The sequence below is a fragment of the Niveispirillum sp. FG156 genome (assembly GCF_057809555.1).
Genome location: NZ_JBMDKE010000014.1, coordinates 1 through 21,095, shown reverse-complemented (window position 1 = coordinate 21,095; position 21,095 = coordinate 1). Strand labels below are relative to the sequence as shown.

The following is a 21,095-nucleotide window of genomic DNA, read 5'->3' as shown; positions in this document are numbered from 1 at the left end:
TCGTCAGGCCGAAATATCGATGATATAGCCGCGATACTGCACCGGCTGTACCGGGGCCAGGGTGACGGGGCGCACGGGTTCCAGCGTCACGGGACGTACCGGTGCCAGATTGCGGTCGGGCAATTGCGGGGCAGGGGCAGGCCGGGGTGGCGGCGGGGCCGGTGCGGGGTCGGCAGAACGGCGACCGGGCGCCCCCTCCGGCGGGGGTGGGGCCGGGGCGGTATAGGTGCCTGAACTGTTGATACCGTTGATCGCCATGATCGGCTGCCCCGATGTTTACGGCTGCATCATAATCCAGGCTGTACCCAGCGTGAAATGCACAATGGGATAGACTGAGGCCGTCCGCCCTGTGCCGGAATTTCGGGCGTGGGGCTGATCAACATATGGGCAGATAAAAAAACGGCCGGAAAACCATAAGGTTTCCGGCCGAGTTGAACAGGGAGGCTTCACGTCTGGGAGACGCTGGGTCAAGGACCCAACCCCGACCGGGTAAATCGGGGCGAAACGTCGCTGCTGCGTCGCAGCAGCGATGGCTCAAGATTTAAGCATCCGGGCCGATTATACCAGGGGTGAAGCCAAGCCTGAGTTATGCGTTTGATGCATGGCTCGATGGGAAGGTCTCAGCAACCTTCTTTACGAGGAAGTCACGGAACACGGCGATGCGCTTGGAATGGCGCAGTTCTTCGGCGTAGACGAAATAGGCATCGATGCGCGGCCCGCTCACTTCCGGCAGGATGCGGACGATGTCGGGCTGGTTGTCGACGACATAGTCGGGCAGGGACGCAATGCCCAGGCCGGACTGAACGGCACGGAACATGGCGTACAGGCTGTTGACGCGCAGCGCGGTGTGGCGTTCGCCACCCGGTGGGTCGCCGACATGCAGGGCCCAGTTGATATTGGTGACCGGCGCCCGCGCCTCGTTCGGATAGGCGATCAGGTCATGCTGGTCCAGTTCCGCCACCGACTGCGGTATGCCGCGCTTTTCGATGTAGGACTTGTGAGCGTACAGGTGCACGCGCACCGTCATCAGATGACGCTGGATCAGATCCGGCTGGCGCGGGGCCGACAGGCGGATGGCGATATCCGCCTCGCGCATCGACAGGTCCAGCTCATTATCGTCCAGCAGCAGCGTCAGCTGCACATCCGGATAGAGCGACAGGAAATCCTTCACCCGCGGCGTCAGCCAAGTGGAGCCGAGCGCGATGGTGGTGGTGACCTTCAACGGGCCCTTCGGATGCTCCTTCGATTCGGAGAGCATGGCCTCCGTCATCGAGAGCTTGGCAAACACCTCCCGCGCGGTGCGGTAGAGCAATTCACCCTGTTCCGTCAGAATCAGCCCGCGCGCATGGCGATGAAACAGCGGCACATGGAGGCTTTCCTCCAGCGCGCTGATCTGCCGGCTGACCGCCGACTGGCTGAGGTTCAGGGTTTCCCCCGCATGCGTGAAGCTGCCCGCCTCCGCCACAGCGTGAAAGACGCGAAGCTTGTCCCAGTCCATGGACCCGTCCCTAGATAGTGGCGCAACTGCCGAACGCCGGATGACGTCCCAGGCGCCCTGTCTGTTGGTCGAACACGGGAATGCGCCCGACGCATGGATGATATACAGCCCCTGCCGTCAATGCTAGGGCTTGTCACCAAAATGTCGATTTACCGCTAGCTATCGTATTGTTCTTGCAACAGTTCGCCGAAGGACGGACACGGAATACCCCTGCGAAAGTGGTAAAATGAAGAAAGGCCAGGAAATGGAAACGGCGACTCCGCCCCCATCCCTTGGCCTTTTCACATAATCTTTGGCATCGGCCTTGATGCCGGCGTCGAATCAGTGGCCGGCCAGGAACTTTTCGACTTCCAGGGCGGCCATGCAGCCCATGCCCGCCGCCGTCACGGCCTGGCGGAACACCTTGTCCTTTACGTCGCCGGCGGCATAGACGCCGGGGATGTCGGTGCGGGTGCTGTCCGGGTCGGTGACGATATAGCCTTCGTCATCCATGCGGACCTTGCCCTTGAACACGCTGGTGGCCGGGTCATGGCCGATGGCCACGAACACGCCGTCAAGCGAACGTTCCGTGACGGCCTCGGTCTTCATATTGCGCAGGCGCACGCCGGTGACCAGCTTCGGGTCGGTGAAGCTGGAGCCGCCCTTGCCCAGGATTTCCTCCACCACGCTGTCCCAGACCACTTCGATCTTGGGATGGGCGGCCACGCGTTCTTGCAGGATGCGTTCGCCGCGGAAACTGTCGCGGCGGTGGATCAGGGTGACCTTCGATGCGTGGTGGGTCAGGTAAAGCGCCTCTTCCAGGGCGGTGTTGCCGCCGCCGATGACGGCTACTTCCTTGCCTCGGAAGAAGAACCCGTCACAGGTGGCGCAGGCCGAGACGCCGCCGCCCTGGTAGTGCTCTTCGCCCGGAATGCCGAGCCAGCGCGCCTGCGCGCCCGTGGCGATGATCACGGCGTCGGCCACGAATTCATCGCCGCTGTCGGCCTTGCACACAAACGGGCGCTTGGTGAAATCGACATCGGTGATGATGTCATAGAACATTTTGGTGCCGTAACGTTCGGCCTGCGCCCGCATCTGTTCCATCAGGAAAGGGCCTTCGACCGGGTCGGCGAAGCCGGGATAGTTTTCCACGTCCTTGGTGATGGTCAGCTGTCCGCCCGGCGTCATGCCCTGCACCAGCACCGGCTCCAGGCTGGCGCGGGCGGCATAGATGGCGGCGGTATAGCCGGCCGGGCCGGCGCCGATGATCAGGACCTTGGAACGATGGGTCGCCATGATGCTTCCTTGGGAACGGCGTTGGATTGTCTGCCGCCCGAAGATGGGGGCGGTGGGGCGCATCCGGCAAGATGCACGGGCGCGGGGCGGGGTTGCGACCCTACAGGGGCGATGGCGGGCGGGCAATGGCCCCGTCACGATGACACAACTTGAAACAAAGCCGCACTGGCCCCAAGGCCAAGGTCACACTACATAGAGAGACGCCTTTGCTTTCCCATGGGTTTCGGTGATGAAGAAATTCGGCCTTTCCACCTTGTGCGCCCTGTTGCTGGCCGGTGCCGTGCAGGCGGCCCCTGTGCGGTCCAATCTGGTGGCGACCGACAATGTGGAAACCTTCATCACCCTGGAAACCCAGGGCGTGGCACCGGGACAGACGGTGTGGGCCGCCCTGACCCAGAATATCCGCCCGCACTGGCACACCTACTGGATCAATCCGGGCGACAGCGGCATCCCGACCGAGATCAAATGGACCCTACCGGAGGGCTGGAAGGCCGACGCCATCACCTGGCCGGCGCCGCAGCGTTTCCCCATCGGGCCGCTGGTCAATTTCGGCTATGCCGATCAGGTGCATCTGCTGGTCCCCCTGACGGTGCCGGCCAATGCCACGCCGGGGCAGGCGGTGACGCTGGATGCCAAGGTCGACTGGCTGGTCTGTGAGGATATCTGCATCCCCGAATCGGCGGACCTGTCGATTGCGGTGCCGGTGGTGGCGGCAACGGCGGCGGTGGAGCCGGAGGCGGCGACGCTGTTCACCAGGGCCCGCGCCAGCCTGCCGGTGCCCAGCCCCTATACGGCGACCCTGTCGCCCGGCGACAAGGCCCACCGCCTGATCCTGGCCGCCCCTAGCCTCGACAAGGGGAAGATCAGCGAGGTCTTCTTCTTCCCGCATGATTACAAGGTCGCCTCCGCCAACGCCGCACAGGAACTGCGCCTGGGGGCCGATGGTCTGACCCTGTCGCTGGTGCCCGGTGGTGCCTTGCCCGCCGGGCCGGTGACGGGTGTCCTGTCCTTTACCGAGGAACTGGACGGGCAGTCGGTGCGCCATGCCTTTGCGGTGGCGGCGGCGGTGGGGGCCGCCGCCCCGGCATCCACGGGTGGGGATGGGCAGACAAGCTGGGCCACGGCCCTGCTGCTGGCCCTGCTGGGTGGTGCGGTGCTGAACCTGATGCCCTGCGTTTTCCCCGTCCTGTCGATGAAGGCGCTGGCCCTGTTGCAGCATGGGCCGGGGCATGCCCGCCGGCATGGGCTGGCCTATACCGCCGGTGTTCTGGCTTGCTTTGCCGTCGTGGCCGGTGCCCTGATCGCGCTGCGCGCCGGGGGTGCCGCCATCGGCTGGGGCTTCCAGCTGCAGGACCCGCTGGTGGTCGCCATCCTGGCCTATGTCATGCTGCTGCTGGGCCTGTCGCTGTCGGGTGTCTTCACCCTGGGCGGATCGGTGATGGGGGTGGGGCAGGGGCTGGCGGGCCGTGACGGGCTGGCCGGCAGCTTTTTTACCGGTGTGCTGGCGACCGTGGTCGCGACGCCCTGTACCGCGCCCTTCATGGGCACTGCCCTGGGGTTCGCCATTACCCAGCCCTGGCCCGTGGCCCTGTCGGTGTTCCTGGCCCTGGGCCTGGGTATGGCGCTGCCCTTCCTGGCTTTGTCGTTCAGCCCGGCCCTGCTGAGGCGGTTGCCGCGACCGGGTCTGTGGATGGAGCGGGTGAAGCAGGCATTGGCCTTCCCGCTTTATGCATCTGCCGCCTGGCTGGTCTGGGTCCTGTCGATTCAGGCGGGGCCGGCGGCCCTGGCCACCGTTCTGGCCGGCATGGTCGCCATCGCCTTTGCCGCCTGGGTCTATGGCCAGACACGCCTGTCGGGCGGGGCGGGACGCGCCTTCGGCAGCCTGCTGGCCGTCCTGGCCCTGGGCGGGGCGGTGGCGGGCGCCAGTACCGCGCGGACCGTTCCGGCACCGGAACAGGTGGCCGGCACCAAGCCCGCCAGCAGCGATTACCAGCCCTGGACCGCAGAGAAGCTGGCCGAGCTGACGGGGCAGGGCAAGCCGGTCTTCGTGAATTTCACGGCGGCCTGGTGCGTCACCTGTCTGGTCAATGAACGCACCTCCCTGTCGACCGATGCCGTAAAGGCCGCCATGAAGGCCAAGGGTGTCGCCTATCTGAAGGGCGACTGGACCAACCGTGACGCCACCATCGCCCGCGTCCTGGAAAGCCACGGGCGCAGTGGTGTGCCGCTCTACCTCGTCTATCTGCCGGGCAAGGCGGAACCGGTGATCCTGCCGCAGATCCTGACCGAAGGCATTGTGCTGGACGCCCTGTCCGGTCTGCCCAACGCCTGATCGCACGGAACCATTCGCCACCCAGCGTTGTTGGTTTCCCGAGCAGTGATGCGGGAAGCGTAGGGCCGCTATGTCCTTGGCGATATGACGCCAGCCGGTCTTGCGGCACCGACCCCCGCATCCTATCTTAGAATTATTCTAAGACGGGAGATGCGTGCGGCTGCCCGTGCGGCCAGCATCTTCCGGGGAGACAGATCATGGCCCATTACGGCGAAAGCGCAGATGTTCTGAGGACCTTCACGGCCCAGGCCAACCGGTACCCGATGCTGCTGCCCGAACAGGAGGCGCAGCTGGCCCGCGATTGGACGGAGCGCCAGGATCGCCGCGCCTTTGACAAGCTTGTCCGTTCCCATATGCGTCTGGCCGTCAAGGTGGCCGGCAAATATGCCCGTTCCGGCCTGCCCGTCGCCGATCTGGTGTCGGAGGCCAATATCGGGCTGGTGAAGGCGGTGCAGCGTTTCGACCCCACGCGCGGCTTCCGTCTGGCGACATATGCCCTGTGGTGGATCCGGGCGGAGGTGCAGTCCTTCGTGCTGCATAACTGGTCGCTGCTGAAGGGCGGCAATACCGCCACCCTGAAGCGCCTGTTCTTCAACCTGCGTCAGACACAGCGCCGGCTGGGCATCCATGACCGGGTGATGAGCGATGCGGAGGCGGCCCTGGTCGCCCAGACGCTTTCCGCCAGTATCGAGGATGTGCGCGAGATGGAGCACCGTTTCGCCACGCCGGTCAGTTCCCTGAACGTGACCGTCGGGGAGGATGGTGACCATGAAGCCATCGACATGCTGGCCGATGAGACGGAAAGCGTGGAGGAACGGCTGGCCGAGAAGGGCGAGTTGACGGCACGCCGCGCCCTGATGACGGATGCGCTGACCCAGCTGGGTGACCGTGAGCGCCATATCTTTGCGGCCCGCAATCTGGCCGATCAGCCGGTGACGCTGGAACGGCTGGCCCAGCATTACGGCGTCAGCAAGGAGCGTATCCGCCAGATCGAAAGCGGTGCCTATAAGAAGGTGGTGCGGCGGGTGCGGTCGCAGGTGGAAGCAGCCCCGACGCTGCCGCCCAACCTTCCACCCCCTTTGGCGCTGGGCCGGCGGGCAGGGGCTATGGCGATGGCGTGAGCAGTCGCGAGTAGCCCTCACCCTCCCAAACGCTGCGCGTTCGGGCCCCTCCCTCTCCCACCTTCGTGGGCGAGGGGCGAAAAATTTAATCCCTCGCCCGCTTGCGGGAGAGGGAGGGGCCCGTTGGCGTCAGCCAACGGGAGGGTGAGGGCGCAACGCCCCCAACCGCCCACCCTTTACGCCGCCCCCAATCTGCGGTACGGGATGCCGCAACGCACAAATAATCACGGCCGGAGGAGTAGAGGCATGAGCGCCAGCGCCCAGGTGAAGCGCATCAGCGTGCCCGATATCGCTGCCCGTAAGGGACAGGAACCGGTCGTGGTGCTGACGGCCTACAGCGTCTCCATGGCGACGTTGCTGGATGAGCATTGTGATTGTCTGCTGGTGGGCGACAGTCTGGGCATGGTGCTGTACGGGCTGGACAGCACGCTGCCCGTCACGCTGGACATGATGATCAACCATGGCGCCGCCGTGGTGCGCGGGTCGTCCAAGTCCTGCGTCGTGGTTGACCTGCCCTGGGCCAGCTATCAGGAAAGCCCCGCCCAGGCCTTTCGCAATGCTGCCCGCGTCCTGGCCGAAACCGGCGCCTCTGCCGTGAAGCTGGAAGGTGGGGAGGAAATGGCGGAGACGGTGGAATTCCTGGTCCGCCGGGGTATCCCCGTCATGGGCCATGTCGGCCTGACGCCGCAGGCCGTGAACGCGCTTGGCGGATATCGCGCACGCGGTCGTTCGGATGCCGAACAGGCCAAGATCCTGGGCGATGCCAGGGCCATTGCCGAGGCAGGCGCCTTCGCCATTGTGGTGGAAGGTGTGGTGGAGCCGCTGGCACGCCAGATCACCGAACAGGTGCCCGTCGTCACCATCGGCATTGGCGCCAGTGCGGCCTGTGACGGGCAGGTACTGGTCACCGACGATATGCTGGGCCTGTTCGCGGGCTTCACGCCCAAATTCGTGAAACGCTATGCCGAGATCGGGGAACAGGTGTCACAGGCCGCCGCATCCTATGCCGCCGACGTGCGCGCCCGCGCCTTTCCGGAAGCGGCCCACGTGTTTCCCGTCCGCAAGGGCTGAACCGGTGCCTATCGCACCGGCGCCCCATCACGCGGGGTGACGGCGCGACCGAACACCCGGCCTGTATCGCGGGGTGCGACGATCAGGTCGGCGCGGTGCAGGACAAGATCGCGCATATGCAGCAGCGGGATGAAGGGCGTGTCACGGTCCAGCACCGCCTGAATGCCCGTCACCGCCGTATCGATGGCCGCCGGATCGGTTTCCGCCGCCGCCAGAAGGCGGGTAATCTCGGTATCCTGATATTGGCCGGGATTCATGATGGTCCGCATGGGACCGGGGCGCAGCATGGCCTCATAGGCGCTGAGGACGATGCCATCCTCGATCCCGATCAGGTTCAGCGCCATATCAAAGCGGCCATCGCGGACCCGCTCCCGGAACTCCTCTCGCCCGACGCGGTGCACATTCACCTTGATCCCCACGGCGGACAGCATGCCGGCCAGCACATCTGCCGTGCGTCCCCCGTCGCTGCCCCGGCTGGGCGCCGTCAGCAATTCCAGTGTCAGGCCCGCCTCAAACCCTGCCGCGCGCAGCAGGGAACGGGCAGCGGCGAGATCGTAGCTATCCTGTGCCCGGTCGGCGGCGAAACCGCGCATGCCGGGGGAGCCCAACTGGTTGGCCGCTGCGCCATAGCCATCGGTGGCGCGCTGCGCCAGCAGCGGCTTGTTGATGGCCAGTGTCAGGGCGCGGCGGACACGGGCATCCATGAGGGCCGGGCTGCCACGTGCCAGCGGGTTGCCCGGACTGTCGCCTGACAGGTTCAGCGACAAGAACAGGGTGCGGTCGGTGGGCAGTTCGGTCAGGCTGATATGCGGCAGGCCCGGCAGATAGGCCATGGGCGCCGGCGGCGGGTCCTCGATGATGTCGGCCTGACCATCGGCCAGGGCCCGGACGCGGGCCTGGCTTTCCGTTTCCACGCGCAGCAACACTTCCTCGAACGGGGCTGCCGTACGGCCATTGACGGGGGGCACGGCGGCCAGCCTGTATTCCCGACCGCTATCCACCCCGGCGATCCGATAGGGGCCGCTGCCCATGGGCGGGCTGTGCAACATCAGTAGGCCCACCGGCATGTCCGGCGTACAGGATGCGTCGGTAAAGGCTGCGGGTGCCTTGACGCCATAGATCAGGAAGAAGGCGGAGATCATCCGGGTGAAAGGCCGCGCCAGTTCCAGCACGACTTCACCATCCCCCGCCACCCCCGCACGGCGCAGCGACAGGGGCAAACCGGTATTGCCACGGTTCAGTGCCGCCCACCGGCACAGGCTGTAGGCGATATCGCGGGCCTGCACGGGCGATCCGTCGGCAAACCGGCGGCCTTGTGTCAAGCGCAGGCGCCATAGCTTCTGATCCTGGCTTTGCCAGTCCGACAGAAGGCCGGGCACCGGATGGAACAGGTCCCGTTCCGCCAGGCTGTCGTACAGATGGCCCATGATCTGAAAATCGCTGCCCGTATAGGCACGGTGCGGGTCCAGGGAGCTGGGGCCGCTGGCCATCAGCACGGTCAGCCGCTCTGTCGGGCCGGCGGCCTGCGCCTGTCCGGCGTGCAGCCAGGAAAGCAGCAGCATGCCCAGCAGGCCTAGAAAGCCCGGCACGGTCCGGCGTCCAGCCATTCCACGCACCCCCGTTCCGCTACCACGCACCGGCCATGCGTGAAGGGATCATGACTCCTTTCCGTCGCAACGAAAAGTGTCAGAAACGAGAGAGTACGTTTGTGTGTATGCGCCCCTGCGGAAAATCGTGTCAGTTCCGGTCCAGCACACTGTTCCCCGACGGCCTGGCGTCGGCGGTAACGGGGGCCGCGATGCGGCCAAAGGCACGCGCCGTGTCACGGGCATGCAGGGTCAGGCCGGCACGGTGGGCGACAAGGTCGCGGATATGCATCAGCGGCACCACGGGCAGATCCGTTTCCAGGATCACCGTCGCCTGTGCGGTCAGGCCGGGAATATCCTTTGGATTGGCGCCACGCGCCTGCCGCAGCAGGGCATCCAGCGCCGGATTGCGATAGCCGCTGGGATTGATCACGCTGTCCTTTTCCGCCGAACCCGCGATGGAGCTGTACCCCTCCATGGCCGATCCCGCCGTCAGGCCCAGGCCCGCGAACATGATCTCAAACTCTCCGGCCACGACACGGGCGCGGGCATCGGCGGCGGGAACCGGTGTGATTTCCAGCTCAATCCCGATGGCGCGCAGCATGCCGGACAGGGCATCCGCCACACGCGGCCGGTCGGTGATGCGTGTGGCCGGCAGCAGCAGCGGCAGGCGCAGCCCGTCCGGATATCCCGCTTCGGCCAGAAGGGCGCGGGCCGCATCAGGATCGGGATGCATGGCGCGGGGCCGGTCCGGCAGATAGCCCTCCATGCCGGGTTGGGCCAGTTGCCAGGCGGGACCGGCAAACCCCTCCAGGCCACGATCGACCAGCAGATGCCGGTCAACTGTCATGGCGATGGCCCGGCGCACGCGGACATCCGCCAGCGGATTGGGCCGCCCATCGGGCAAGGTGGGGCGCAGGTTGAAGGTCAAGAGCAGGGTACGGTCGGTCGGCAGTTCGGTGACGGTCACCCCCCGCACCTTGCCCAGATAGGGCAACTGGCTGGGGATCACATCCTCCATGATGTCGGCATCGCCCGTCACCAGCAGGCGCAGGCGGTCACGCGCATCCGGTTGCGACCACAGCACGACACGGCGCCAGACCGAACAGTCGCGCCAGCAATGGGGGGAGGGGAGCAGCACCCGCCGGTCGGCGACAGCCGGTTCATTGGCCGGCACATAGGGGCCGCTGCCCCGCTGCGGCTGCCCCCGGCTGGCGGTCACCTGTTTGGGATCGCACCCCAGCGGCCCATCGGCGGCATCCGTGGGGGCCGCCACGATGAACAGCAATGACAGGGCGGCGGGCAGAAGGCGGTAAGGTGTGTCCAGTACCAGACTGACACGGCCCCCGGCCTCTGCCGTGACACGGGTGAAACCGATCCCGTCCCGTCCCATGCCCCGCATCAGCACCTGAAACCGGCACAGGCTATAGGTGACATCGCGCGGCGTCACCGGCTTGCCATCGGCAAAGCGGGCGGCGGGATCGATCTGGAAGGTCCAGGTGCGGTTATCGCTGCTGGACCAGTTGGTGGCCAGACGGGGCGCGACGTTGAACCCGTCACGCGTCACCAGCGTGTCGAACAGATGCTCATAATATTGGAAATCGGCCCCTGTGCGCGCCTGATGCGGGTCATCGGCACTGACCAGACCGGAGGTGGCGACCACAAGGTCCGTCCCGGCCCGCACGGGCAGCGCTGCCGACGCCGTCAGCAGCGTCAGCGCGCATAAGAACATCCGGGGCAGACCAAGTCGAGCCAATGTCGCATCCAGATACAGCGTGCATTGTTACATAACACAATGCCCGCCCCCATGGGGGACGGGCAAGATGTTTAGGGCCGCTGAGGCGTATTGGATCAGTTGATGGTGGCTGCTGTTCCGCGCTTGGCGGGACCCGGCAATTCCACATTCACCTCCAGCATGGAACAGCCGCTTTCGCGTTCCAGCTTCACGGCCACCTTGTCGTCGTCGATATTGACGTACTTCTTGATAACAGCCAGCAGTTCCTGCTGCAGGGCAGGAAGGAAATCGGGGCTATCGCGGCCAGAGCGTTCATGCGCCAGAACGATCTGCAGCCGTTCCTTGGCCTGGGCCGCCACGGTGGGCGGCTTCGACTTGCGGAAAAGGTCAAGCAGGCTCATGCGGTCCTCCGCAGCAGGCGGTCCAGGAAGCCCTTCTTCTCGGGCTTGATGAAACGATGCTCGATGGTTTCGCCCAGGAAGCGGCCGACCGCATCGGCATAGGCAAGGCCGGCATTGGACTTGTCGTCCAGCACCACGGGCATGCCCACGTTCGATGCCTTCAGCACAGCCGGGCTTTCCGGGACGATGCCCAGCAGCGGGATGGCCAGGATTTCCAGCACATCCTCCACCTTCAGCATCTCGCCCTTCTCCACCCGCTCCGGATCATAGCGGGTGACCAGCAGATGCTCCTTCACCGGCTCCAGACCCTGTTCGGCGCGGCGTGACTTGGCCTGGATGACGCCCAGGATACGGTCGCTGTCGCGCACCGACGACACTTCGGGGTTGGTCACGATGATGGCGTGATCAGCCCAGTAGAGCGCCATCAGCGCGCCCTTCTCGATGCCGGCCGGGCTGTCGCAGAGGATGTAGTCGAATTCCTTCTTCAACTCGTCCAGGATCTTGCCGACGCCCTCAGGGGTCAGCGCGTCCTTGTCGCGCGTCTGGCTGGTGGGAAGGATGTACAGGTTCTCGACCCGCTTGTCCTTGATCAGGGCTTGGCTGAGGCGGGCCTCGCCATTGATCACATTGATGAAATCGAACACCACGCGGCGTTCGCATCCCATGATCAGGTCAAGATTGCGCAGGCCCACATCGAAATCGATGATGCAGGTCTTGAACCCGCGCAGGGCAAGGCCGGTGCCGAAGGCGGCGCTTGAAGTGGTCTTCCCCACGCCGCCCTTGCCGGAGGTCATCGTAATGATCTTGGCCAAGAGGCGTCTCCCAAGCTCAAAGGTTGATCAAACTGTTCATCAGGCCACACAAGTGGCGGCCTGCGGGTTACTCAGGCCACGTTCGTGGCCAGTGGATCGATATGCAGATAGCCGTTGTTCAGGTAAATTTGAACCTGACGACGGCGGATATCCTTGCCGATATCTTCCGACACGCGGTAGAGGCCGGCGATGGATACCAGTTCGGCATCCAGACTTTGGCAGAAAATCCGAGCCCCCTGGTCACCGCTGACACCGGCCAGGGCCCGACCGCGCAGCGCACCATAGACATGGATGGAACCATCAGCCAGCAGTTCCGCACCAGGGCTGACAGAGCCGATCACCACAAGATCACCGCCGGGCGCATAGATCTGACGGCCCGACCGTACATTCTCGGCAATCACCATCGTGTTGCGCTGCGGTGCCGGCTCCGGCATCGGTGCGGCAGCAGGGGGCGGCGCGGGACTGGGGGCGGCCTGGGCCTGTGGCTGTCCTTGACCCTGCACATTGGCAAGGCCTTGGGCCGGGCTGCGGCCCGTGCCGGCCAGCGGGTCGAACAGTTCCACCTTGCCGCGTGGGGCGGCGATCAGCGCCATGCCACGGGCCAGGGCGGCATCCTGCTGCGGCTTGGTGCCACCCAGAAGACCCACGGCCATCAGGCCCAGATTCTTCAGCAGCTTGCAGAACGCATCCATGTCGAACGGCATGCCGGCGGGCAGATCGTCCAGATCCAGGACGACACCGGCATTACGGAAGAAATTCGGCGCCTGCGCGATCTTGCCCGACAGAACGGGGAAGAAATTCGGATTGTGGGGGTCGCTGACCTTCAGCACCATCATGGTGAAGGTGCTGCCGCGCAACTGGAATGGCGCGTCCCTGAAGGCGACCTGATTGCTCATATCCGTGTCAGACCCCACCTGTCCCCGCATACGGCACAAGGGAACGGCGCGGCCCCGCCGCCCATTCCCGTCCGCATTCACATCATCCCGCCGTTCAACCGCGTTTCGCGTGCCGACGCAAGCTTTTCATGCGGCATATCTTGCGACAATGCGCCAATGTTCCACAATATCTATTCCGGGTGGGGCCGCATGAAGGTGCCGCACCCGGCTTTCGGGGCCCCGTTCCCACCCTTTTCTGCCGTATCGGGGGCATGGGCAGGCCGCTGCTGCACCGGCTGCGGCCCCGATGGCGCCGCCCCATCGCTGCCAACATTCCTACTGCACCCGCGAAGCCCGACTCGGGGTCGGTCTCCGAAAGGTGTATGTCACCAGATAGTGTGTGAATATTCCGTTTCATCCGCAATGGCTGGTGACGGCATAGAATTTATGGGGTAACGTTCCTATCGTTGATCCTAAATGGGGGTGGATCGGATACATGTTGACGGCACATTGCCCAGCAGCATCATCCCGCAGCGCAGCGGCCATAGCAGGCCGCGCGGCACCGCGAAACGCGGCACCCGGCGCACCGCCCGCAGCAGCATCAGCCGTCCGACGGCAGGCATACCAACCGCACCACTCGACCCGAGGGTGCGGTTTTTTATTGCCCCGTCGCCGTCCTGCCGCGTTCCCGCTTCAACCGGACAATGTCCTTTGCCGCAAGTGAGGAGATGCCAGATGGCCAAGCGCCAGTCCAAGCCCGCGTCCAGCAGCAGTGATAACAAGGTCCAGCCGCTTTTCCCCCGCCAGTCCACGGGCTGGGACCCGTTGGGCAATGCCGGGGATGAACGGCGCGAGCAATCCTATGTCCGCACCGTCAAGCCGATGAGTGCGGGTCAGGCCCTGCTGATGCAGGCCATCAAGGATCACAACCTGACCTTGGCGCTGGGTCCCGCTGGCACCGGCAAGACCTATCTGGCCATTTCATCGGCGGTCACGGCCCTGGAAAAGGGGGAGGTGGACCGGATCGTCCTGTCCCGTCCCGCCATCGAGGCCGGCGAAAGCATCGGGTTCCTGCCGGGCGACGTGAATGAGAAGATGGCACCGTTCCTGCGCCCGCTTTACGACGCGCTGTCGGACCGGCTGGGGTCGAAGCGGCTGAAGGCCATGATGGCCGATGGCTCCATCGAAATCGCGCCCGTCGGCTATATGCGCGGACGCACGCTGAACAATGCCTTTGTGGTGATCGACGAGGCGCAGAACTGCACCTATGCCCAGATCAAGATGCTGCTGACGCGTCTGGGCTGGCATTCCACCATGGTGCTGACGGGTGACCCGGATCAGTCGGACCTGCTGCCCGGCGTGTCGGGACTGGCCGATATCGCCCGCCGGCTGGAGGTGGTGGAAGGCATTTCCATCGTGCGTCTGGCCGATGCCGACATTGTGCGCCACCCGCTGGTGGCCAGCATGCTGACGGTGCTGTAAGGGACTATCCGTAGCGCGGATTAGGCGCACGCCGCAATCTGCGGGGAATGCCCTCTGGGTCCCGCGGATTACGCTTCGCAAATCCGCGCTACGGGCTGCCGTCGTCAGTTCGAGACGGCCCCTTCGTGTCCCAGATGCTCCATATAGCGGTCGGCCAACTCCCGGCTGTCGATCTTCTGCAAGCCGCGCAGCAGACTGGCATGGGCCTGGGCCGCGCGCTGGCCCTTGTTGAAACAGGCATGCAATGCCTGCGGCGGGCCCAGCGGCTGTTCGTTCAGCATCAGGGCTGACAATCCCTGGGCAATCTGGCCCTGGGTAATCTGGGTCTGGCTCACCTTGCGCTGCAAAAAGGCGAACTGGCTGATTTCGACCACGGCGGCATCGACGCGCCCGGCCTGAAGCTTGCGCAGGTTGGCGCTGTCGGTGGGCGCACTGTCCAGCCGGATCAGCCCGCGCTTGTTCAGATCGGTGATGATGGGGCCATTATCATAACCATCGACCACCCCGATCATCAGGCCGGACAGGTCATCCGGCTTTGTCCAGCGTACCGGCAGTTCCTGGCGCTGGGCCAGGGCGTAACGGAAATGGCCGATCGGTTGCCCTGACAGGATACCGCCTGCCGCATCGCACTCCGCCTTGGTGGCTGTGAAGAAACCAACATGGGGGCCGTCGGTCTGCATGGCAGCGGCAACCGCCCGCTTCCAGGGAAGGGTTGTGGTGCGCAGATCGTCGCCTTGTGTCGAAAAGGCCGCGCGCAGGACCGTGGTCATGGCCCCGCCCTGCGGCAAGCTGCCGGAGAAGGGGGGCCATTCCAGGGTGGTTAAGGACCATTCCTCCGCCCCTGCCACCGGCAGCGGTGCCAGGAGCAACCCGCACAGGAATGCCAGTGATCGTAGCCGCCGCATGAGCCTTCCCACATCCAAGATACCCGTCTCTGAAACTATGGGTGACCGTGAGGCGCCGCAATATCAGCCGGTATGACCATAAGCATCAGTGCTGGTTTCCGTAACGTTAACCGATCCGTATACGGGCGATGAAATTCTCCACCTGCTGGCGAAGGTCGTCCGCTTCCCGCGTCAGTTCGCTGGCAGACGACAGGAGGTCGGTGGCGCTGCCGCTGGTGCTTTCCACAGCGTGGCTCACGCCGCCGATATTGCCCGCGATCTCCGCCGTGCCGATGGCCGCCTGCTGTACATTGCGGGCGATCTCACGCGTGGCGGCGTCTTGTTCCTCCACAGCGGCGGCAATGCTGGTGGCGATCTCATTGATCTCCGCGATGGTCCGCGTGATCTCGGTCGTGGCCGCCACGGCCCCGCCGCTGGCCTGCTGGATGGCGTTGATGCGGGCGGAGATGTCTTCTGTTGCCTTGGCCGTCTGGCTGGCCAGATTCTTCACCTCTGATGCGACGACGGCAAAGCCCTTGCCGGCCTCTCCGGCGCGTGCCGCCTCGATGGTGGCGTTCAGCGCCAACAGGTTGGTCTGGCTGGCAATCTCCGCGATCAGCTTGACGACGGCGCCGATGGCATCGGCCTCCGTCGCCAGGGCCTGGATCGTACCGTTGGTGGCCTGGGCCCGTTCGGCGGCGGCGCGCGCAATGCTGGCCGACGTGCCGACCTGACGCGTGATCTCCCCGATGGAGGCGGTCATCTGTTCTGCCGATGCTGCCACCGTCTGCACATTGGCGCTGGTCTGGTCGGTGGCGGCGGAAACGACGCCCGTCTGTCCCCGCGCCTGCTCTGCCGACGCTGACAGGGTCACGGCACTATCATTCAGGTGGCTGGCGGCCGACGCGACGCGCGACACGATCCCCATGACCCCGGCCTCGAAACTGTCGGCCAGTGTCAGCATCGCCTGGCGCCGTTCCGCCTCGGCTCGCTGCTCGCTCTGCTTGACCTCTTCCGCCAGTTGCTGCGCCGCTGACGCGTTGGCCTTGAAGGTTTGCAGCGCTGTCGCCAGCCGCCCGATCTCGTCATGGCGGCCAAGGCCCGGTACGGCAACGGACAGGTCGCCCTCTGCCACCCGCGCCATGGCCCCCGTCACCGCCTCCACGGGCCGCGCGATCGTGTAGGTGGAGATATAGAAGGCAAGCCCGCCCAGCAGCAGGATGCCGATACCCATGGTGGCCAGCACCAGCAGCCGGGATTGCTCTGCTTCCGCCGTGGCGGCCACAGACTCGGCATGGACCGCTTCACGCAGTTCGTCCGACAATTTCAGGGCCTTGTCGCGCAATCCATCCATGGCGGGATCGAAACGACCGCTGACCAGTGCCAGGGCATCAGCCGGGTTGCCGGCCCGCACCGCCGGCGCGATCTCTTTGAAAATCTCCTGGCTGGCCAGAAGATCCTTCTGGATCTCCGTGATACGGGGGGCATAGCGCGGTGCGGTCTCGCGTGTCCGGTCCAGATGGCCCGATGCCTGCCCGAAATTGCGGACACCGCGATCATGGGCTTCCTGGATACGTTTCTCGTCGGGCATGGAGAGCAGCTTGTAGCTCTGCCGGCTGACCGCCGTTAGTTCGCGCACAGCCCGCACAACCTCCAGCGCTGCTGTCTGGTCGCCATTCAGCAACCGCGCATATTGGGCATCGGTGCTGACCAGCCGGGTGGAGGCGAACAGACCGACACCGATGGTGAGCAATGAGAGCAGCGCGATGATGCCCAGGATTCGGGCGGAGATCGACAGACGGCTGATATCCATATCGTCTTCTTCTGGCAGGCTTTGGTTTGGCGACCCAGGGGGGGGTAACCCTTAAGAACTACCCCTATGCTTGTCCATTCCCGGCAAGCCCGCCAGAAAATTATCAATGGCCGACAGAACGGCGCTGCGGATCGGGTCCGCCTCGATCAACAATTCATGTTCACCCACGGGGAATGGCACCAGGGTGCAGTTCGGCAGCCGCTTTGCGGCCCGGTCATGGGCCTGCGGGCGCACGATGCGGTCGGCGCGGGCTGACAGGATCAGGGTGGGGACGGTGACATCCTCCAGCCGGTCCTGTTCGAAATAGTGCCGGATGGATGACAGCGCCCCGTGCAGCCAGCCCCAACTGGCCCCGCCCAGTGCCACCGTCGGGTCCTGCGCCATCACCGCCTGCATCAGGGCAAAGCGCTTCGGGTCGCTGGTCAGGCGGTTGCCCTTGAAGGGCATGGGATCGGGTGCCCATTGCGGCCCCTGCAACAGGGCGTATTTCTCCCCACGCCCGGTACGTGTGGCCCAACGGGTCAATTGCCACGCCATCGCTTGCGGCATTGGCACATTGATGCCCAGCATGGGGGCACAGGCAATGATGCCTGCGAACGGGTGGGGCCGTTCCGCGACATGGCGCATCAGGATATGCCCGCCCATGGAATGGCCCAGCCCGATCAGCGGCCCCTTTATCCGGTCCTTCCAATGCGTCAAGGCCGCGTTCAGATCATCCAGGAAGGCCGCGAAATCGACGGCATGGCCCACCATCGGGTCGGGCAGCAGGCGGGAAGAGCCCCCCTGACCCCGCCAATCCATGGACAGGACATGCAGCCCGCGCCCGCTTAAATCCACGGCCAGTTCGGTATAGCGTTCCACCTGTGCCGCCCGGCCCGGCAGGACCAGCATGGTGGCGGCATCATCGGGCGGGGGCGGACCGGACAGGCACCAGCGTGACACGCGCAACCTTGTGCCATCGGGCAGCGACAGCATCTCATGCGCCCAAGCTCCTTCATTCTGCACGCCGCCTCTCATCCTTTCCGCTGGTTTGACCGTCTTGCAGGGCCACGCTTATGGTTGTGACGGCAGCTTAAGGGGCAGGGGCCCCATCCGCCAAGCCTGGGAGCATCGTCACGATGGATAGTATCGCCCGCCGCACCGGACTGGACCCGGCCGATCTGACCGGCTTTTATTTCGAGGACATGTTCGTGGGCATGAAGGGTATCTATGCCCGCACCATCACGGAAACCGACATTGTGATGTTTGCCGGCATTTCCGGCGATACCAACCCCATGCATCTCAACGAGGAATATGCCAAGGCGACGCCGTTCGGCGGGCGTATCGCGCATGGCATGCTGTCGGCCTGTTTCATCACGACGGTCCTGGGCACGCGCCTGCCGGGCCCCGGCTGCATCTACATGTCCCAGAATCTGCGATTCCGCTCGCCCGTGCGTATCGGGGAGACGGTGACGACCACTGTCACGGTGACGGGTCTGGTCCCGGAAAAGCGCCGCGCCATGCTATCGACCATCTGTACTGTCGGGGATCGCGTCGTGATTGATGGCGAGGCCATGGTGATGGTGCCCGCCCGCCCTGCGGCCACTGAAACCACCGCCTGAACCGCGCCTGGGGAGAGACACAAGCTCTCCCCAGAATCTGTGGATAAGTCTGTGGCTAAGGGGGCGGTAACCGTGCCGGAACATTGCGGCCTGCGGGTCTCCGGGATTTGCCTATTTTTTGTGCATAATTAGTGGCTGGATCGGGGCTTAAATTGACCGGTAGGCGAGGTGTGGAATGAAAATCTTTTATTTTCAGTGTGTTGAGTGAAGGTTTGGGAATCACTCGCGGATTTCCGGAACGGAAAGGCGGAAGGGCCACATGCCCGTCGTTATGCGACACATGCATGCATTAACCGATGCTGTATCGCAAAAATGGGGGGTGGCAAGCCTTGAACCGGCGCCAATGCGCGGTGGACAAATATTCGCAGCAAGGATTGCTGCATGTTCGCCGTGGGGACTTTGACCAGCCGCTGTTGATGGGTGCTGCGGCAGTAGTCACGGTTGGGTGAAGTCTTTGCCGGTGGGCCAGAACCCCATATACAGCCCCTGAATGATTGCGGCCCCTGCGTTCCGGGCTGGTGCTGCCACCAGGGATCGCAGGGGCCGGTGATCGTGCGGCAGATCAGGCGGCGCGGATATCTGCCAGGAACTGTTCGACGCGTGCGCGCAGATGTTCGGCCTGCTGCGACAGTTCCTTGGCGGCGCCCAGGACCTGGGTGGCGGATGCTCCGGTCTGTGCGGCGGCTTCGGTCACCTGGGAGACATTGGCCGACACTTCCTGGGTGCCGGTTGCGGCCTGGGTGACATTGCGGCTGATCTCGGAGGTGGAGGCGCCTTGCTGTTCCATGGCGGCGGCGATGGAGGCGCCGATCTCCGACACGGACTGGATGGTGGTGCCGATGGAGCGGATGGCGGAGACGGAGCTGTCGGTTGCCTGCTGTACCGACGATACCTGGGCCGCGATCTCTTCGGTCGCCTTGGCCGTCTGATTGGCCAGGGCCTTCACTTCCGACGCGACCACGGCAAAGCCCTTGCCGGCCTCTCCCGCCCGCGCCGCCTCGATGGTGGCATTCAGCGCCAGCAGGTTGGTCTGGCCGGCAATATCCTGGATCAGCTGCACCACGGCCCCGATCTTGCCCGCCGCCTCGGCCAGACCGGCCACGGTATTGTCGGTCTGGCGGACCTCGGTAAAGGCGCGGTCGGAAATGGTCTTGGAGCGGTTCACCTGGGTGTTGATCTCGGTGATGGAGGCGGCCATCTCCTCCGCGGCGGCGGCGACCGTCTGGACATTGGCGGTGGTCTGTTCGGCTGCTGCTGCTGCGGCGGCGGCCTGACGGTTGGTTTCCTCGGCAATGGCGCTCATGCTTTGCGCGGTCGCGTCCAGTTCGGTGGCGGCGGAGCTGACGGTGCGCAGCACGGCGGAGGATTGCTCATCAAACGCCTTGATCAGGTCGTTGACGCGGACGGCGCGGGCCTCCTTGGCGGCCTGTTCCTGACGCTGCGCCTCGGCCAGACGGTCGGCCTCGATCAGCCCATCCTTGAACACCTGGACGGCGCGGGCCATGTCCCCGATCTCATCCCCCCGCTCGCCGCCCTCCACGGCCACTGTCAATTCATGCCGGGCCAGACGGTTCATGGTGTCGGTCATCCCGCGCACCGGCTTCACCACACCCCTGATCAGCGACCAGCCGGCGGCGATGGCCGTCGCCATGGCCAGGGCCAGCACGATGGCAACACTGAGACGACCGGTGGAAACCGAATGGTCGATGTTGTCCGCTACCTGTGTGGCATTTCGCTCATTCGCGGCGACCAACGCGTCCAACGTTCCCTGCATGTCGCGATAGGCCGGCGCCATCTCCTCCCGAACCATGGCGGCTGCGGCGGCGGTCTGGTTGGCGCGTGACAGGCCAATCAATTTGGACCAGATCGCGTCGCAACGTGCCCATTGATCCTTCAGTTTGGGATAGAGCGTCCGTTCCTCCGGCAACGAGATCATCTTCTCATAAGTTGCCTTTGCCTCGCCTACCTTGGCGATACGTTCCTGTATCTGCCGCTCGACATCCTTCATGTCGTTGTCTTCTGTCGACACGACATGCTGGAGCTGAAGGCTGCGGGTTCGCAGCATTTCAATATTGAGTGCTGCCAGGGCCTTTATGGAGGGCAGAGCGTCTCCACTCATGACCTCTGAGTCACTTGCGACCGCGTTCAGGCGGGCCAGTGAGAACAGGCCGAGGGCTATCGTAAGTAACAGGACACTGGCGAAAGCCGCCAATACGCGTGTCTTCACACTGAGCTTGTTGAGCATGGCATATCCCCTGAGCTGCATAGCGTTTCGCTACTTTTGCTCAGTCATACACCCGTGTGATTTTTGCCTAAAACTGTGCATCAGGATAGTGAATGGGATCAGTTTCCATGAGTCCGTTTTATTAAATTATAAAGAATTTTGTGCCATAATCGAAAATACCTTTGTCCGCCTATTTGGCAGGTGGTCTCTTCTGGCATCCGCTTATGCGGATGCCCATTGCCCTGCCAATTCTGGATCAAATGCCGATTAAGCTTGATGAATTCGCGTGAGCGAACCTGTTAAAATAAAGAAACCTCCCCGGTGCAGGCCCTACGGCATTCACAGATTTGAGTTGCGTTGCTTTGTTTGTAGTGAATCAATGGTC

Annotated in this window: 18 protein-coding genes; 5 read left to right on the top strand and 13 right to left on the bottom strand. The window is 64.4% G+C overall.

Annotation, left to right across the window (positions count from 1 at the left end; translation table 11 throughout):
* Nucleotides 1-3: 3 nt before the first annotated feature.
* From ACODSP_RS10645 to trxB, 3 genes are all read right to left on the bottom strand, one after another.
* Entirely contained in the window at nt 4-258 is a 255-nt protein-coding gene (locus tag ACODSP_RS10645; RefSeq protein ID WP_054166072.1) for a hypothetical protein, read from the bottom strand.
* A 328-nt stretch (nt 259-586) separates the two neighbouring features.
* Nucleotides 587-1,498, bottom strand: a complete 912-nt coding sequence (locus ACODSP_RS10640) for a LysR family transcriptional regulator (protein WP_488965575.1) — start codon at nt 1,496-1,498, stop codon at nt 587-589.
* 321 nt (nt 1,499-1,819) lie between these two features.
* On the bottom strand, nt 1,820-2,773 hold the full coding sequence (gene trxB / locus ACODSP_RS10635) for a thioredoxin-disulfide reductase (protein WP_488965574.1): 954 nt from the start codon (nt 2,771-2,773) through the stop codon (nt 1,820-1,822).
* Nucleotides 2,774-3,002: 229 nt separating this feature from the next.
* Here trxB and ACODSP_RS10630 point away from each other — a divergent pair, with 229 nt between their 5' ends.
* The 3 genes from ACODSP_RS10630 to panB all read left to right on the top strand — a co-directional run bounded on the left by ACODSP_RS10630 (nt 3,003) and on the right by panB (nt 7,297).
* Complete coding sequence (locus ACODSP_RS10630; protein ID WP_488965573.1) at nt 3,003-5,105, top strand: protein-disulfide reductase DsbD family protein; 2,103 nt, start codon at nt 3,003-3,005, stop codon at nt 5,103-5,105.
* Between the two features lie 197 nt (nt 5,106-5,302).
* Nucleotides 5,303-6,226: an RNA polymerase factor sigma-32 gene (locus ACODSP_RS10625; RefSeq protein ID WP_488965572.1), complete on the top strand. Its 924-nt coding sequence runs from the start codon at nt 5,303-5,305 to the stop codon at nt 6,224-6,226.
* A 246-nt stretch (nt 6,227-6,472) separates the two neighbouring features.
* A complete protein-coding gene (panB, locus tag ACODSP_RS10620) occupies nt 6,473-7,297 on the top strand; it encodes a 3-methyl-2-oxobutanoate hydroxymethyltransferase (RefSeq protein WP_488965571.1) in 825 nt (274 codons plus the stop codon).
* An 8-nt stretch (nt 7,298-7,305) separates the two neighbouring features.
* Here the strand turns inward: panB and ACODSP_RS10615 are convergent, their stop codons facing one another.
* The 6 genes from ACODSP_RS10615 to ACODSP_RS10590 form a co-directional block, all read right to left on the bottom strand.
* Nucleotides 7,306-8,904, bottom strand: a complete 1,599-nt coding sequence (locus ACODSP_RS10615; protein ID WP_488965570.1) for an ABC transporter substrate-binding protein — start codon at nt 8,902-8,904, stop codon at nt 7,306-7,308.
* A gap of 130 nt (nt 8,905-9,034) precedes the next feature.
* Entirely contained in the window at nt 9,035-10,615 is a 1,581-nt protein-coding gene (locus ACODSP_RS10610) for an ABC transporter substrate-binding protein (RefSeq protein WP_488965569.1), read from the bottom strand.
* 119 nt (nt 10,616-10,734) lie between these two features.
* Nucleotides 10,735-11,019, bottom strand: a complete 285-nt coding sequence (gene minE / locus ACODSP_RS10605) for a cell division topological specificity factor MinE (RefSeq protein ID WP_054166064.1) — start codon at nt 11,017-11,019, stop codon at nt 10,735-10,737.
* Nucleotides 11,016-11,831 (bottom strand): septum site-determining protein MinD, encoded by an 816-nt coding sequence (gene minD, locus ACODSP_RS10600; protein WP_488965568.1) that lies wholly within the window; start codon nt 11,829-11,831, stop codon nt 11,016-11,018. Before minD ends, minE begins: the two co-directional genes overlap by 4 nt.
* Nucleotides 11,832-11,902: 71 nt before the next feature.
* Entirely contained in the window at nt 11,903-12,727 is an 825-nt protein-coding gene (gene minC, locus ACODSP_RS10595; RefSeq protein ID WP_488965567.1) for a septum site-determining protein MinC, read from the bottom strand.
* Nucleotides 12,728-13,179: 452 nt separating this feature from the next.
* Nucleotides 13,180-13,329, bottom strand: coding sequence for a hypothetical protein (locus tag ACODSP_RS10590; RefSeq protein WP_488965566.1), 150 nt, complete (start codon nt 13,327-13,329; stop codon nt 13,180-13,182).
* Between the two features lie 112 nt (nt 13,330-13,441).
* On the opposite strand from ACODSP_RS10590, the gene ACODSP_RS10585 reads away from it, so the two are divergent.
* Nucleotides 13,442-14,188, top strand: coding sequence for a PhoH family protein (locus ACODSP_RS10585; RefSeq protein WP_054166061.1), 747 nt, complete (start codon nt 13,442-13,444; stop codon nt 14,186-14,188).
* Nucleotides 14,189-14,292: 104 nt separating this feature from the next.
* Here the strand turns inward: ACODSP_RS10585 and ACODSP_RS10580 are convergent, their stop codons facing one another.
* The 3 genes from ACODSP_RS10580 to ACODSP_RS10570 all read right to left on the bottom strand — a co-directional run bounded on the left by ACODSP_RS10580 (nt 14,293) and on the right by ACODSP_RS10570 (nt 17,890).
* A complete protein-coding gene (locus tag ACODSP_RS10580) occupies nt 14,293-15,093 on the bottom strand; it encodes a substrate-binding periplasmic protein (protein ID WP_488965565.1) in 801 nt (266 codons plus the stop codon).
* A gap of 106 nt (nt 15,094-15,199) precedes the next feature.
* Entirely contained in the window at nt 15,200-16,885 is a 1,686-nt protein-coding gene (locus tag ACODSP_RS10575; RefSeq protein ID WP_488965564.1) for a methyl-accepting chemotaxis protein, read from the bottom strand.
* Nucleotides 16,886-16,936: 51 nt separating this feature from the next.
* Entirely contained in the window at nt 16,937-17,890 is a 954-nt protein-coding gene (locus tag ACODSP_RS10570; protein ID WP_488965563.1) for an alpha/beta fold hydrolase, read from the bottom strand.
* 113 nt (nt 17,891-18,003) lie between these two features.
* On the opposite strand from ACODSP_RS10570, the gene ACODSP_RS10565 reads away from it, so the two are divergent.
* Entirely contained in the window at nt 18,004-18,486 is a 483-nt protein-coding gene (locus ACODSP_RS10565; RefSeq protein ID WP_488965562.1) for a MaoC family dehydratase, read from the top strand.
* A gap of 562 nt (nt 18,487-19,048) precedes the next feature.
* Here the strand turns inward: ACODSP_RS10565 and ACODSP_RS10560 are convergent.
* Nucleotides 19,049-20,731, bottom strand: a complete 1,683-nt coding sequence (locus tag ACODSP_RS10560) for a methyl-accepting chemotaxis protein (RefSeq protein WP_488965561.1) — start codon at nt 20,729-20,731, stop codon at nt 19,049-19,051.
* Nucleotides 20,732-21,095 lie beyond the last annotated feature (364 nt).